This is a genomic window from Dermatophilaceae bacterium Soc4.6 (assembly GCA_039889245.1).
In the GTDB taxonomy this organism is placed as follows: Bacteria; Actinomycetota; Actinomycetes; order Actinomycetales; family Dermatophilaceae; genus Lapillicoccus.
In genome coordinates, this window is the sequence record JAZGVH010000002.1 from 3,685,507 (window position 1) to 3,699,586 (window position 14,080).

12 protein-coding genes are annotated in these 14,080 nt (G+C 73.0%); 8 read left to right on the forward strand and 4 right to left on the reverse strand.

Features of this window, described 5'->3' with window-relative positions; genetic code table 11:
* The first annotated feature begins 231 nt into the window (after positions 1-231).
* Positions 232-1,482 carry a hypothetical protein gene (locus tag V3N99_17335; GenBank protein ID MEO3938498.1) on the forward strand — a complete coding sequence of 417 codons (1,251 nt, stop codon included), beginning with the start codon at positions 232-234 and terminating at the stop codon, positions 1,480-1,482.
* A gap of 61 nt (positions 1,483-1,543) precedes the next feature.
* On the opposite strand, the gene V3N99_17340 is transcribed toward V3N99_17335, so the two are convergent.
* Positions 1,544-1,933 (reverse strand): hotdog domain-containing protein, encoded by a 390-nt coding sequence (locus V3N99_17340; GenBank protein MEO3938499.1) that lies wholly within the window; start codon positions 1,931-1,933, stop codon positions 1,544-1,546.
* A complete protein-coding gene (locus V3N99_17345) occupies positions 1,930-2,481 on the reverse strand; it encodes a hypothetical protein (GenBank protein MEO3938500.1) in 552 nt (183 codons plus the stop codon). The genes V3N99_17340 and V3N99_17345 overlap by 4 nt, the downstream gene beginning before the upstream one ends.
* 2 nt (positions 2,482-2,483) lie before the next feature.
* Between V3N99_17345 and V3N99_17350 the strand changes: the two genes are divergently transcribed.
* The 6 genes from V3N99_17350 to V3N99_17375 all read left to right on the forward strand — a co-directional run bounded on the left by V3N99_17350 (position 2,484) and on the right by V3N99_17375 (position 10,970).
* Positions 2,484-2,660 (forward strand): hypothetical protein, encoded by a 177-nt coding sequence (locus V3N99_17350; GenBank protein MEO3938501.1) that lies wholly within the window; start codon positions 2,484-2,486, stop codon positions 2,658-2,660.
* A 161-nt stretch (positions 2,661-2,821) separates the two neighbouring features.
* Positions 2,822-5,743 (forward strand): class I tRNA ligase family protein, encoded by a 2,922-nt coding sequence (locus V3N99_17355; protein ID MEO3938502.1) that lies wholly within the window; start codon positions 2,822-2,824, stop codon positions 5,741-5,743.
* A gap of 26 nt (positions 5,744-5,769) precedes the next feature.
* Complete coding sequence (locus V3N99_17360; protein ID MEO3938503.1) at positions 5,770-6,633, forward strand: DegV family protein; 864 nt, start codon at positions 5,770-5,772, stop codon at positions 6,631-6,633.
* A 14-nt stretch (positions 6,634-6,647) separates the two neighbouring features.
* On the forward strand, positions 6,648-7,277 hold the full coding sequence (locus V3N99_17365) for a glycerol-3-phosphate acyltransferase (GenBank protein ID MEO3938504.1): 630 nt from the start codon (positions 6,648-6,650) through the stop codon (positions 7,275-7,277).
* 107 nt (positions 7,278-7,384) lie between these two features.
* Positions 7,385-8,461, forward strand: a complete 1,077-nt coding sequence (locus tag V3N99_17370; GenBank protein MEO3938505.1) for a helix-hairpin-helix domain-containing protein — start codon at positions 7,385-7,387, stop codon at positions 8,459-8,461.
* Positions 8,462-8,486: 25 nt separating this feature from the next.
* Positions 8,487-10,970 (forward strand): ComEC/Rec2 family competence protein, encoded by a 2,484-nt coding sequence (locus V3N99_17375; GenBank protein MEO3938506.1) that lies wholly within the window; start codon positions 8,487-8,489, stop codon positions 10,968-10,970.
* A 313-nt stretch (positions 10,971-11,283) separates the two neighbouring features.
* Here V3N99_17375 and V3N99_17380 read toward each other — a convergent pair whose 3' ends face one another.
* Complete coding sequence (locus tag V3N99_17380) at positions 11,284-12,219, reverse strand: LysR family transcriptional regulator (GenBank protein MEO3938507.1); 936 nt, start codon at positions 12,217-12,219, stop codon at positions 11,284-11,286.
* 110 nt (positions 12,220-12,329) lie between these two features.
* Here V3N99_17380 and V3N99_17385 point away from each other — a divergent pair, with 110 nt between their 5' ends.
* Positions 12,330-13,244 (forward strand): Sir2 family NAD-dependent protein deacetylase, encoded by a 915-nt coding sequence (locus V3N99_17385; GenBank protein MEO3938508.1) that lies wholly within the window; start codon positions 12,330-12,332, stop codon positions 13,242-13,244.
* An 18-nt stretch (positions 13,245-13,262) separates the two neighbouring features.
* Here V3N99_17385 and lexA read toward each other — a convergent pair whose 3' ends face one another.
* On the reverse strand, positions 13,263-14,021 hold the full coding sequence (gene lexA / locus V3N99_17390; protein ID MEO3938509.1) for a transcriptional repressor LexA: 759 nt from the start codon (positions 14,019-14,021) through the stop codon (positions 13,263-13,265).
* Positions 14,022-14,080: the final 59 nt, after the last annotated feature.

Genomic DNA, 14,080 nt, shown 5'->3' on the forward strand with positions numbered 1-14,080 from the left:
TATGCAGGCCCCTCCCGATGGACTAGTCCCAACGGTCAAATTTGGGGAAAACGGGCACGGCCCCGTGTGACGCGGCCTATGCTTTGAGGTGTCGGATCATGCAGAGTCGGCACGGGGAACGAAGCTGCCATGGTCGCCGATGTCACGGTGCCGTCGAGAAGGAGTGCGTGAACAGTGGTCCAGTATGCCGTGCGCGTGCCTCAAGGGCGGCGTGTCCGAAGCGCCCTCGGGGTGGCTCTGGGCTTCGTGGTGGTCTCGGGTCTGGTGCTGAGCACCCCCGTGCCGCCCGTCAAGACCCCGGTCGTCGCGTCCGGTGCGATCGGGTCGAAGACCGGTCCCGGACCCGTCACCCGCTCCGAGGTGCGTCCCTCCTTCGTCCTCGCGAGCGATGTTCACGTGCGGCAGACCCTGCCGTCGGCCGCGGCACCCGGCCTGCGGGTCACGGCCACACCACATCCCGACAGCACGATCACGATGAGCGAGACCGCGACCTTCGCCAGCCCCCGCACGTTCGTGGACCTTAAGCCACCGTCGATCGCCGGCGCCGGTGCGCAGTTCGACGGCCTGCGACCGCAGGTGCGGCAGGTCATCATCTGGGTCGACAATCAGTACTTCGATACGGTCGAGCTCAAGGGAAGGACGAGGATCGACTTCCGCAAGAAGGCCAGCTCGGTCAGGCTGACATACGTCCTGAGCGGCGCGTTCTCCAGGTCGGCGGACGGCAGCACCCGCGGCGCCACGGCGCTGCACCCCCTCATGAGCGTCGGGCTCGACGCACTCCCTGTCAGCTACCAGGTGGTCGGTGGCGCCAGCACGACCTCGATCGTGTGCCCCGAGCTCCCCTTCGGGCAGCAGGCCTGTGGGGCGACCTCCGGCGTGCTCAGCGGGCTGTCGGCCACCCAGTCCTTGATCGTCCTCACGCTCGAGCTGCCGACCGTCGCGACCGAGGCGCGGGCGTCCGTGCCGGTGCCCGCACAGTCGGTGGCCTCGAGCAGCCCGTCAACGAGCTCCGTTCCCGCCGCTGCCGACCCGACTACGACCCCCGGCGGTAGCGTCCCGGAGACGACGTCGTCGACGGCGGCCCCCTCCGCGGGTCCGACGGGCACCGAGCCCGCCCCAGCGCCGGCCGACACGTCGCCGTCATCGTCATCAGCGCCGGACCCCACGACACCTCCGACAGTGGACCCGCCGCCACCGCCACCGCCACCGCCGACGACCGAGCCCACGCAGCCGCCGGTGCCCACCGACCCGGGAACCACCACGCCGGCGCCGGACCCGACGACGACGGAGCCGCCCCCGATCGGCACCGAGAACCAGCCTGCGAACGCGCCGATCGGCACCGAGAAGCAGGCGGCGGGCTCGACGACAGGCTCACCCATCGGCACCGAGATGCGCGCCGCGGACCCGACAGCGGCCCCGACCACCGACCCGACGGCGCTCCCCACCACGGACCCGACCCCGACGGCCACCGTCGGCGGCTGACGCCGGCGGCGCTCGATCCGCCTCGCTCGGCGTCCTGACTGGACGTCAGGGGTTGGACCCGTCAGGCGTCTGCAGCGGTGGGTGCCACGGCTGCTGACAGGCGCCGCAGGAAGCGGTCGCGGTCGACGATGGAGCGGTGCACCTCGCCCTTGGCGACGACCTCGCCCGACTCGTCCACGACCTTGACGTGGAAGATCAGTCGTCGGCCGTCGTTGCGCGGCTTGGAGCAGCTGACCGTCACCGTCGCCCCGACCGGGGTGCCCTTGACGTGGTCGATCCGCACGGTGGTGCCCACGGTCGTCTGACCCTCCTCGAGGTCGGCGGCCGCCTCGGTAAAGGCGGCCCGCTCGCACCAGTTGATCAGGCGGGGGGTGGCGAGCACGGGCATGTCGCCACTGCCCAGACGCTCGGCGGTGTCGGCGTCGGTCACGGTGCGCAGGTAGGAAGTCATCCGGGCCAGCGTAGACGCGGTGGGCCGCGCCCATGACCCGATCGGCAGGACCCGGTGCCCCGCGCGCGTGCCGGGCGGCTTCGTCGCGCCGCTCCCACGAGAGTGGGGCTCGTGAATCTCTTCGGGTGGGTGCTGCTGGGTGCGGTGGCGGCCGTCGCCGTCGTTGACGCCCGCGTGGCCCTGCGCCAGCGGCAGGCAGCCCCCGCGCTCGGGCCACCGGTGCCGGTCGGCTCCTGCTGCTCGCTCTGCTGCTCACCCTCGTCGGCGAACCGCTGCTGCGTCGGGCGCAGGAGGCCGGACGACAGACGGTGTCGGCTCTCGCGGCCACGTTCCTGGCCCGGCTGCTCGTGGTCGGTGCGTCGCTCGCGCTGCCCGGCAACGGTCGTGGTCCGACGGGTCCGACGGTGCTGGGCCTGCTGCTCGCCCTCGCCGTGGGCGGCGCTGCCCTGTGGCGGCTGCGGGCTCGCGCCGGCGACCCGGCGGCGCGAGGAGTGGTGACGGCCTACGGTGTGGTCGCGCTCGCGGGGGTGGCGCTCGTGGTGTGGCACGGGTGCTGCTCACCGCAGTCGGGCTCTACGCGTTGGCGGTGGCCGACCTCGTGCTGGGGTGGTCGTGGCTCTCGCGTCGCGGCGTGCCCCAGCAGCTGCTCGTCGCCGGGCTGCTGGTCCGTCACCTCGGCACGGCCCTCGTCGTGGTCGGGGTCGTGCGTCCCGACCTGACCGCCTGAGGGCGACGCGCGCTGAGACGCGTGCGGTAGCCTACGCAGATGACCCGTCAGCTCCTCCTTGGCCAGCCGCGCTGACCACATCGACACCAGCGCGGCCACCCCTCCCTGCGAGGGGTTCTTTTTTGCCCCGGTCACGACCCGCACCACGAAGGACGAAGGACATGAGCGAGGAGACTCCCTACCGCTACAGCGCCGCGCTGGCCCAGGAGATCGAGACCAGGTGGCAGGACCGCTGGCTGCGTGACGGCACCTTCGAGGCGCCGAACCCGGCCGGCCCATGGGCCGACCCGGCTGGCGTCGCAGCGCTCGGTGAGAAGCTCGTCGTGCTCGACATGTTCCCCTACCCCAGTGGCGCGGGCCTGCACGTCGGGCACCCCCTGGGCTACATCGCGACCGACGTCTACTCGCGCTTCCACCGCATGCTCGGCCGCAACGTCATGCACTGCCTGGGCTTCGACGCCTTCGGCCTGCCGGCGGAGCAGTATGCCGTGCAGACCGGCCAGCACCCGCGGCTGACGACCGAGGCCAACATGGTCACCATGCGTCGTCAGCTGCGACGGTTGGGGCTCGGCTTCGACGAGCGGCGCAGCTACGCGACGATCGACCCGGAGTACTACCGCTGGACGCAGTGGATCTTCACCCAGATCTGGGGTGCCTGGTACGACCCCGAGGTGGTGCGCGCCGACGGCAGTCAGGGTGCGGCGCGCCCCATCGCCGAGCTGGTCGACGCCCTCGTCGCCGGCACCCGGTCGGTGCCCGAGCTGCGGGGACGGGCGTGGAGCGACCTCACCTCGGCCGAGCAGGGCACGCTCCTCGACGGCTACCGGCTGGCCTACACCTCGGAGGCGCCGGTGAACTGGTGCCCGGGGCTGGGCACGGTGCTGTCCAACGAGGAGGTCACCAACGACGGCCGCTCGGAGCGGGGCAACTACCCCGTCTTCCGCCGCAGCCTGCGTCAGTGGATGATGCGCATCACCTCGTATGCCGACCGGCTGGCCGACGACCTCGACCGGGTCGACTGGCCCGACAAGGTCAAAGCCATGCAGCGCAACTGGATCGGGCGCTCGCAGGGAGCGCAGGTGCGCTTCGCGGTCGTCGGCGGGGTCGAGGAGATCGAAGTCTTCACGACGCGACCCGACACCCTCTTCGGGGCGACCTTCATGGTGCTGGCGCCCGAGCACCCCCTGCTCGAGACGATCGTGCCCGTGGCCTGGCCAGAGGGCACCAAGGAGGTCTGGAAGGGCGGCGAGGTCGTCGGTGCCGACGAGACGGCGTCTCCGGGCGAGGCGGTGGCCTCGTACCGGAGGGCGAGCTCGCGTCGCAGCGACGTCGAGCGGCAGATGGACGACAAGGCCAAGACGGGGGTCTTCACGGGAGCATTCGCCACCAATCCCCTGACGGGAGAGGCGATCCCGGTCTTCGTGGCCGACTACGTGCTCATGGGCTACGGCACCGGGGCGATCATGGCGGTGCCGGCGCAGGACGAGCGCGACTGGGCCTACGCCGTGGCCTACGAGCTGCCGATCGTGCGCACGGTGCAGCCGTCGCAGGGGCACCCGCACGACCGGGCCTTCACCGGTGACGGGCCAGCGATCAACTCCGCCAACGCCGATGTCTCGCTCGACGGGCTGGGCGTGGCCGAGGCGAAGTCGCTCGTCATCGAGCACCTCGAGGCGCGGGGCATCGGCGAGGGCACCGTCAACTACCGGCTGCGCGACTGGCTCTTCAGCCGCCAGCGCTACTGGGGCGAGCCGTTCCCCGTGGTCTACGACGAGGACGGCGTCGCGCACGCCGTGCCCGACTCGATGCTGCCCGTCGAGCTGCCCGACGTGCCCGACTACTCGCCCAAGACCTACGCGCCGGACGACGCCGACAGCCTGCCCGAGCCGCCGCTGTCCCGCGTCCCCGAGTGGGTCGAGGTGACGCTCGACCTCGGTGACGGGCGTGGCGAGCGCCGCTACCGCCGCGAGACCAACACCATGCCCAACTGGGCCGGATCCTGTTGGTACTACCTGCGATACCTCGATCCCTCCAACGACGAGACCTTCGTCGACCCGGCCAACGAGCGCTACTGGGTCGGGCCCCAGGCGACCCCTGTGGCCGGTGCGCCGGCGGGGGCGAGCGACCCCGGTGGCGTCGACCTCTACGTCGGTGGCGTCGAGCACGCGGTGCTGCACCTGCTCTACGCGCGCTTCTGGCACAAGGTGCTCTTCGACCTCGGGCACGTCTCGAGCGAGGAGCCGTTCCGGCGCTACTTCTCGCAGGGCTACATCCAGGCCCATGCCTACCAGGACGCCCGGGGGCAGTACGTCGAGGCCCGTGAGGTGGAGGAGCGCGGGACCGGTGACGACGTGACCTACACGTTCCACGGTGAGCCCGTGCAGCGCGAGTACGGCAAGATCGGCAAGTCGCTGAAGAACTCCGTCAGCCCCGACGAGATGTACGACGCCTACGGCGCCGACACCTTCCGCGTCTACGAGATGTCGATGGGGCCGCTCGAGCTGAGCAAGCCGTGGGAGACGCGGGCGGTCGTGGGGGCGCAGCGGTTCCTGCAACGTCTGTGGCGCAACGCGATCGACGAGCAGTCGGGCGAGCTGGTCGTCGTCGATGTCGAGCCCGACCGGGCGATCGACGTCGCGTTGCACAAGACCATCGCGGGGGTGCGTGAGGACTACGAGCAGCTGCGCTTCAACACGGCGCTGGCCAAGCTCATCGAGCTCAACAACGCCGTGACCAAGCTCGAGGCGGTGCCACGCGCCGTGATCGAGCCCATGGTCGTCATGCTCGCGCCGATGGCTCCGCACATCGCCGAGGAGCTGTGGCAGCGGCTCGGCCATGAAGGGGGCGTGACCTTCGTGCCCTTCCCGGTCGCCGACCCGGCGCTGCTCGTCGACGACGAGGTCACCTGCGTCATCCAGATCAAGGGCAAGGTCCGTGACCGGGTCGAGGTCGCGGCCGGCATCAGCGAGGACGACCTTCGAGAGCTCGTGCTCGCCCGCGAGAAGGTCGTCGCCGCCACGCCCGACGGCATCCGCACCGTCATCGTGCGGGCGCCGAGACTGGTCAACATCGTGCCCCTGTGAGCCGGTAGGTGGGCTAGCGTCAGGGCGTGAGCATCGCCGTCGTCACCGACTCCACGGCCTACCTGCCGCGCGAGCTCCTGGCGGCCGCGGCGTCGCCGATCACGGTCGTGCCCCTGCACGTCGTCATCGGGGGGGCCGACCTGCGAGACCGGGTCGAGGTCTCCATACAGGACCTGGCGTCGGCCCTGCGGTCCTTCACCCCGGTGAGCACCTCCCGGCCGACGCCCCAGGCGTTCCTCGACTGCTACGAGCAGCTCGCGGCCGAGGGAGCCACCGGGGTCGTGTCGGTACACCTGTCATCCGACATGTCCGGCACCGTGCAGTCGGCCCGGCTCGCGGCGGGGCAGGCCCCCCTCACCGTCGAGGTGGTCGACTCGCGCTCCCTCGGGATGGCGATGGGCTTCGCCGTGCTCGCGGCCGCCCGACGCGCGGCCGACGGGGGCACGGTGGCCGAGGTGGCGGCGGTCGCCACCGCCCGAGCCGCCGGGGCGAGCGTGGCCTTCTACGTCGACACGCTCGAGCACCTGCGCCGGGGCGGCCGCATCGGCGCGGCCTCGGCGCTGCTGGGCTCCGCCCTCGCCATCAAGCCGATCCTCACCCTGCGGGCCGGGTCGATCGAGCCACTCGAGCGGGTGCGCACCTCGAGCCGAGCGCTGGCCCGGCTGGCCGAGCTGGCCCTCGACGCGGCCAAGCGCGCGACCACGGTCGTCGACGTCGCCATCCAGCACCTCGACTCGGCCCCCCGGGCGGAGGCCCTGGCCGAGCAGCTGCGCGGGGCCGTACCGCCCGACCGGCTGGGTGAGCTCGTCGTCGGCGAGCTCGGCGCGGTCGTCGGGGCGCACGTCGGCCCGGGCACCCTCGCCGTCGTGGTGAGCCCCCGGCTGGCCTGACCGGTGCTGACGCGATGACGGGGTGGGGATCGATGCTGGGAGGGCTGGTCGTCCTCGCGGTCGCGGCGGGGGTCTCCTTCCTCGTGGGGTCGGTCAACCCCGCGACCATCGTGGCCCGTCTGCGGGGTCGGGACCTCGCGGGCGCCGGGTCGGGCAACCCTGGAGCCACCAACGCCGGTCGAGTCCTGGGGGCGCGATGGGGGGTCGTCGTCGGGGTGCTCGACGTGGCCAAGGGCCTGGTGCCGACGGTGATCGCCCTGCACCTGGCCGGGCCGGTCGCAGCCAGTGTCGTGGGTGTCGCGGCCGTCCTCGGCCACGTCTGGTCGCCCTTCCTGCGCGGCCGCGGCGGCAAGGGGGTGGCCACGACGCTCGGGGTGGTCCTCGGGGTGCTGCCGTGGTTCGCCCTCGTGATGCTCGCGGTCTTCGTCGTCGTCGTGGCCACGACGCGGTGGGTGGCCGGGGCATCCGTCACGGCGGCCGCGGTGCTGGTGCTGCTCGGCCTGGCGGCCGGCCCGGGGTGGACCGGGCCTCTGGGTGGCCGGGGCTGGAGCACCACCGTGTTCGCGGTGGTCCTGGCGGCAGTCGTGCTGGTGCGGCACCGGCGCAACCTGCAGGGCTGGTGGCACCTGCGACGGGAGCGCTGACCGGCGGAGCGGGCGAGGGCATCCACAGCCCCCGGGGCCCAGATCGTTGTCCACAGGCTGCCGCCGAGAGCCTGGGCGGGAGGCCTCGGCCTGCCTACCGTCGGCGTATGCCGCGTCGACCCCCGCCCACCACCGTCGCCGACCGCCTGACCGCCCTGCTCGAGCTGCCCGCCGCGCCGGAGGGGGCGCTCGACCCCGCGCCGGGGGATCGCCCGGATGGAGGGTGGGTGCCGTCGGCACCGGACCCCGAATTCGACCCCGACCCCGACCCCGATGTCGATGTCGATGACGATGATGATGACGACGAGTGGGGCGGCGGGGGCGCGAGCACGGGCGGAGACGCTCCTCCCGGCGCGGCTCGGGGCGGGCGGCACCGCGCTCCGGCAACCGGCCCGCGACTGGTGACGGTCCCGGTCTCGCTCGACCGGGCGAGGGCCGCAGTCTCCTGGCCCGCGGCCGTCGGCGTGGTGGCCCTGCTCGTGGTGGCCATTGCCGTGTTCGCGGTGCGGGTGGGGGCCGCGCGAGCGGCTGGGCAGCCGCGTCCGGCCGACGTGACCGAATCCACGCAGCTGACCCGCACCGCGACGCCGACCGGCTTCCCTCCCGCCGGTGCTGCCTCCTCGACGACCGCGGGCCAGCATTCTCCTGCGTCCTCGGCGTCGACGCCCGGGGACGTGGTCGTGGCCACGTCGACGCATGTGGTCGTCGACGTGGCCGGTCTGGTGCTCCGGCCGGGTGTGCGGTCCTTGGCCGGGGGCGCCCGGGTGACCGATGCCCTCGCGGCTGCGGGTGGTCCCAGGCCCGGCGCCGACCTGACCCGGCTCAACCTGGCCCGGGTCCTCGTCGACGGAGAGCGGCTCTACGTGCCGGCCCCCGGTCAGGAGCCGCCACCGCTGCTGGGCCCGGTCGCACCGGGCGGCGGTGGTGGTGCCGGGTCAGGAGGGGGAGGGTCAGGAGGGGGCGGAGCCGGCTCGCCGCCGACGGGGGCGTCTGGTCCCGTCGGCCTCAACACGGCCGACCTCGGCGCGCTCGACGGGTTGCCGGGCGTCGGTCCGGTGCTGGCTCAACGGATCCTCGACTGGCGCACCGCGCACGGCAGGTTCAGCAGCGTCGACGAGCTCGGCGAGGTGAGCGGCATCGGCGACAAGGTGCTGGCCACCCTGCGTCCGCTCGTCACGCTGTGACGAGCCGGCTGCGGCGGGCTCCGGCATGACGGGCTCGGGCCTGACGGGCTCGGGCCTGACGGGCTCCGTGGCGACGTCGACGGGTCTGGACGACGACGTGGAGCCGCCGGTGCTGGTGGAGCGGCACACCGACGTGCGTCTGCTCGTCCCGGCCCTCGTGGCCTGGGCCGTCGTGGCGTACCTGCTCGGTCAGCCTGCGTCGACCGCCGTGGTCGTCGCCGCCGCGACGGGCGTCGCCCTGGGTGTCGTGACGTGGCGGCGACGACGGCTGGAGCGGTGGGGCGCCCTGGTCGCCCTCAGCTGCGGAGCAGTGCTGCTCGCCGTCACCGCGGTGATCGCCTGGACCGCGGTGCGCGAGAGCGGCCCGGTCCGTGAGCTCGCGCAGGAGCAGGCGGTGGTGTCGGTCGTGGCGACGGTCGCCACCGATCCTCACCCGGTGGCGGGTGGCCCTGGGGCGGGTGGCACTGGCTCTGCGGGGAGCACGTCGGCAGACCTGGGAGCGGGGCCTCGCCCCTTCGTCGTCCTCACCCTCGACCTGCACGAGGTGACGGGGCGGGGGTCCACGACGGCCGTGCAGTGCCCCGTCCTGCTCATCGGGCCGCCCGAGCTGATGAGCCTGCACTGGCACGAGGTCGTGCGGCTCACTGGGCGGTTGGGGTCGACCGACGACCCGGCTGACGACGTGGTCGCTGTCCTCGCCGCCCGGGGACCGGTCGAGGTGACCGGGCGGCCCGGCCTCGTCGACCGGTCGGCCGAGGTGGTGCGAGGTCGGTTCGCCACCGCGACCGCGCGACTGCCGTCCGATGCTCGTGGCCTGCTGCCGGGGCTGGTCATCGGGGACACCACCCGCACCCCGGCCGACCTCAGAGCGGCGATGCAGGCCACTGGTATGACCCACCTCAGTGCGGTCAGCGGCAGCAACGTCTCCTTCGTGCTGGGCGCGGCCCTCTGGCTCTGCGGCTGGCTGGGGGTGGGGCGGCGGTGGCGCCCCCTGGTGGCGCTGGTCCTTCTGCTCGGCTTCGTCGTGCTCGTGCGTCCCGAGCCCAGCGTGGTGCGTGCCGCGGCGATGGGCTCGGTGGGTCTGCTCGGCCTCAGCGTGTCGCGCCGTCGTGAGGGCGTGCCGGCGCTCGCGGGCGCCGTGCTCGCCCTGCTGGTGTGGGACCCGTGGCTGGCGCGGTCGTTCGGCTTCGTGCTCTCGACCCTGGCGACCCTCGGGCTCCTCCTGCTGGCCGCTCCGTGGGGGACCGCCCTCGGCCGACGGCTCCCTCCCCGGTTCGCCGGGCTCGGGCCGGCGCTCGCGGTGCCCCTCGCCGCCCAGGCGGTGTGCGGGCCGGTCATCGTGCTGCTGCAGGGCTCGGTGTCGGTCGTCGGAGTCGCCACCAACCTGCTCGCCGGGCCCCTCGTCGCACCGGCGACCATCGTCGGGGTGGCGACTGCCGCCCTGTCGGTGGTCTCGACCGGGCTGGCGTCGTGGTTGGCGTGGGTGCCCGCGCTCCCGACCCTGGGCATCGCGTGGGTCGCCCGCGTCGGCGCCCGGGTGCCCTGGGGTGCCGTGCCCTGGCCGTCCGGAGCGGCGGGCGCCTGCGCGCTGGCCGTCCTCAGCGTCACGGTCGTCCTGTGCGGGCCCTGGGTGGTGCACCACTCCCGGCGGCGGCCGCTGGTGGCCTGCGCGTGCGGGGTGCTCGGCCTGGCCAGTGGTGCGCCCACGACGTCGATGGCCTGGCCGCCTCCTGACTGGCGCTACGTCATGTGCGACGTCGGGCAGGGTGACGCGATGGTGCTGCGCAGCGCCGAGGGCGCGGTGGTGGTGGTCGATGCCGGACCCGACCCCGTCCTGGTCGACGGGTGCCTCGCCCGACTGGGGGTGAGCGCCGTCGACGCCGTGCTAATCACCCACGACCACGCCGACCACGTCGACGGACTGAACGGTGTCCTCGAGGGCCGGACCGTCGGGCGCGTCCTCACCACGCCGCTGGAGGCGCCGCCGATGCAGGCCGCCGAGGTCGGGCGCGAGGCGTCCGCCAACCGGGTCCCGATGCAGCACCTCTACGCCGACGACCGCCTCTCCTGGCCAGGGATCACCGCCCGGGTGTGGTGGCCCGCGCGGATCATCCACGCGGGCTCCGAGCCCAACAACGCGTCGCTGGTGCTCACCGTCGAGGTCGACGGTCTGCGCCTGCTGCTGCTCGGCGACGTCGAGCGCGAGGCCGCGGCGGAGGTGCTGCGCCGGCTCCGCGGCGACCCCGCCGCCCTCGCCGGTGGCTTCGACGTGGTCAAGGTCGCCCACCACGGCTCCTCCAACCGCGACGACGGGCTGTATGCCGCGGCCGCCGCACCGCTGGCCCTGATCAGCGTGGGCGCGGGCAACGACTACGGGCACCCGGCGCCGAGCACGGTGGCGCTGCTCGAGCGAGACGGCTTCCGGGTGCTGCGCACCGATCTCGTCGGTGACATCGCGGTCACGGGTCAGCGGGGGCACGTGTCGGTGGCGACCCAGTCGGGCGGCTAGCCCGACCCCGTCGAGCCGGCCCTGTTAGGCCACCGGCAGCGGGACCGGCCACGGCCTGCCGGGACCGGACTCACCCACCGGCACGGCAAAACCCGGACATCGTGCGAGTCAGGTCCGAGCCAACCCCTGGGTCAGGTGCCGGCCGACGACCATTGCCTGCGACGACACGTCGTACGGGCGGCGGGTCGGGCAGGAAGGCTACGGCAGTGCTCGTCGGGCGGCAGCGGGAGGACCGCTCTCAGAACGCGACGGATGGCCAGCAAGACACCGACCGCTCCGGCGAGAACCGGATGGGTTGGGTGCGTGCGGTGTCCTAGGCGCGGGGCGCGGAGGAGGTGGCCAGCGCGTGGGCGGCGGCGCTCTCGGCGAGGGCGTCGAGGGTGGCGCGCACCGCCGGCACCCGCTGCAGGTCCTCGGTGGTGACGACAGTGATCGTGCGTCGGGAGGCGGGCTTGAGCGAGAGCGTCGCGACCTCGGAGTTCTTGGCGGCTGCGAGGATCAGGTCGGGCACGAGGGCGACCCCGAGGCCGGCCCCGACCAGGCCGAGCACGGCCACGTAGTCCTCGGTCTCGAACGACACGGTCGGGGTGAAGCCGGAGCCGTGAGCAAGGGCGAGGAGGTGACCGCGACACCGCGGGCACCCGGCGATCCAGGACTCGGCAGCGAAGGCCGAGAGGTCGACCTCGCCGGCCCCGGCGAGCGGGTGGTCGCGGGGCACCGCGAGCCTCACCTCGTCCTCCAGCAGGGGTGTGCTGACGAACTGGTCGAGGTCGTCGGGCCGCCCGAGGTCGTCGCCCTGGTAGGCGAACGCCACCGCGAGGTCGCACTCGCCGGCGCGCAGAGCCGCGATCGACTCCGGCGGCTCACCCTCGCTGAAGGTGACCGTGACGTCGGGAAAGCGCTGCTTCACCAGGGAGAGGGCACGGGGCACGAGCGTGGCCGACGACGAGGGGAAGGCCATGAGCCGCACCCGCCCGGAGCGCAGCCCGGCGATCGCGGCCACCTCCTCCTCGGCAGCATCGAGAGCCGACAGCACCCCGACGGCATGCCGGGCGAGCACCTGACCGGCTTCGGTGAGCCGCACGTTGCGCCCGATCCGCTCGACCAGCACCGTGCCGAGCCGTTGCTCCAGGCGGCGCACCATCTGCGAGATGGCCGGCTGGGAGTATCCGAGACTCACTGCCGCGCCGGTGAAGCTGCCCTCGTCGGAGATCGCCCGCATGACACGCATGGCCGCAGCATCCAACATCCCCTCAGCCTATAACGCAGCGTTATCATCTGGCCAGTAATCGAGTGTCGATGTGATCCATGGCGGCCTCGGCCTGCCAGCAGCCGGTGCAGTCGTCGCATACTCGTGGGGTGACGCTCTCACCACGCCCGTCGTGGGTCCTGCGCCCCGCCGCCGGCGGAGCGGTCGAGGGCCCGCAGTCGTTCGACGAGCTCGTCGACCTGGTCGCCGTCGGCGACGTTGCGCTGCTGACCGGTGCCGGCCTGTCGACCGAGTCGGGCATCCCCGACTACCGCGGGCCCGACGGCACCCGACGCGTCGTGCCGATGCAGTACGGCGAGTTCGTCGCCTCCTCTGCCGCACGGCAGCGCTACTGGGCCCGCAGCTTCGTCGGCTGGCAGCGGTTCGCCCGCGCCGCCCCCAACGCCGGTCACCAGGAGGTGGCGGCGCTGGTCGCCCGAGGCGCGGTGAAGGGGGTGGTCACGCAGAATGTCGACGGACTGCACCAGGAGGCCGGAGCCAGCAACGTGATCGAGCTGCACGGCAGCCTCGACCAGGTCGTCTGCCTCACCTGCGGCGACCGCACCAGCCGGGCGAGCCTGCACGAGCGGATGGCGCAGGCCAACCCCGGCTTCGCCGAGCGGGTGCTGAGCACCGTGGGTGACGCCTCACAGGTGACCAGCCAGATCCGGCCGGACGGCGACATCGTCCTCGACGACGCCGCCGTGGCCACCTTCCACCTACAGGGATGCCTCGTCTGCGGGCACGACACCCTCAAGCCCGGTGTCGTCTTCTTCGGCGAGTCGGTGCCGAAGGACCTCGTCGAGCGAGCCTTCGCCCTCGTCGACGGCGCGAGGTCGCTGGTCGTGCTCGGCTCGTCACTCGCGGTGATGAGCGGCTACCGCTTCGTGCGACGGGCCCACCGTGACGGCAAGCCGGTGGCCATCGTCACCGCGGGACCGAGCCGCGGTGACGGCGAGGCCACGATCCGTCTTCACTCGCCTCTCGGCGAGACGCTCCGCCGGCTGACCGCTGCCCTGCGGTGAGCCGCCGCACGGGGCCACTCAGATGCGTCGAAGGACCGCGGTGACCTTGCCGAGGACCGTGGCGTGGTCACCGTCGATGGGGGAGTAGATGGGGTTGTGCGGCATGAGCCACACGTGGCCGGCAGTGCGCTTGAAGGTCTTGACGGTCGCCTCGCCGTCGATCATCGCCGCGACGATGTCGCCGTTGTCGGCCGTGGGCTGCTGGCGCACCACGACCCAGTCGCCGTCGCAGATCGCCGCCTCGATCATCGAGTCGCCGACGACCTTGAGCAGGAAGAGCGAGCCCTCGCCGACGATCTGCTTGGGCAGGGGGAAGACGTCCTCGACGACCTCCTCGGCGAGGATCGGGCCGCCGGCGGCGATGCGCCCGACCACGGGCACGTAGGACGCCTCGGGCCTCGCGTTGCCGGAGTCGGTCTCGAGGTCGGCCTGGGGGCCGCCACCGACCCCGGCCAGGGCGGCCGCCTCGGCGAGGTGCTCCTGGGCCGAGTCGCCTGAGCGGTAGCCCCGCTCCTCCGCGGTGGCGTCGGGCGATACGACCTCGATGGCCCTGGGGCGGTTGGGGTCGCGGCGCAGGTAGCCCTTGCGCTCGAGCGTGGACAGCTGGTGGGCCACGCTGCTGGGGCTGGTCAGCCCGACCGCCTCACCGATCTCACGCAGGCTCGGGGGATAGCCGCGACGGTCGACGGAGTTGCGGATGACCTCGAGCACGCGCCGCTGCCGCACGGTGAGCCCGTCGCCCTGCCCGCGCTCGGGCATGTCGTGCACCTTCGCCATCTCAGCTCCTCATTCGTCTGGGTCTCCCTGACATCAGTGCAGGTCAGGTGGCCTGTCAG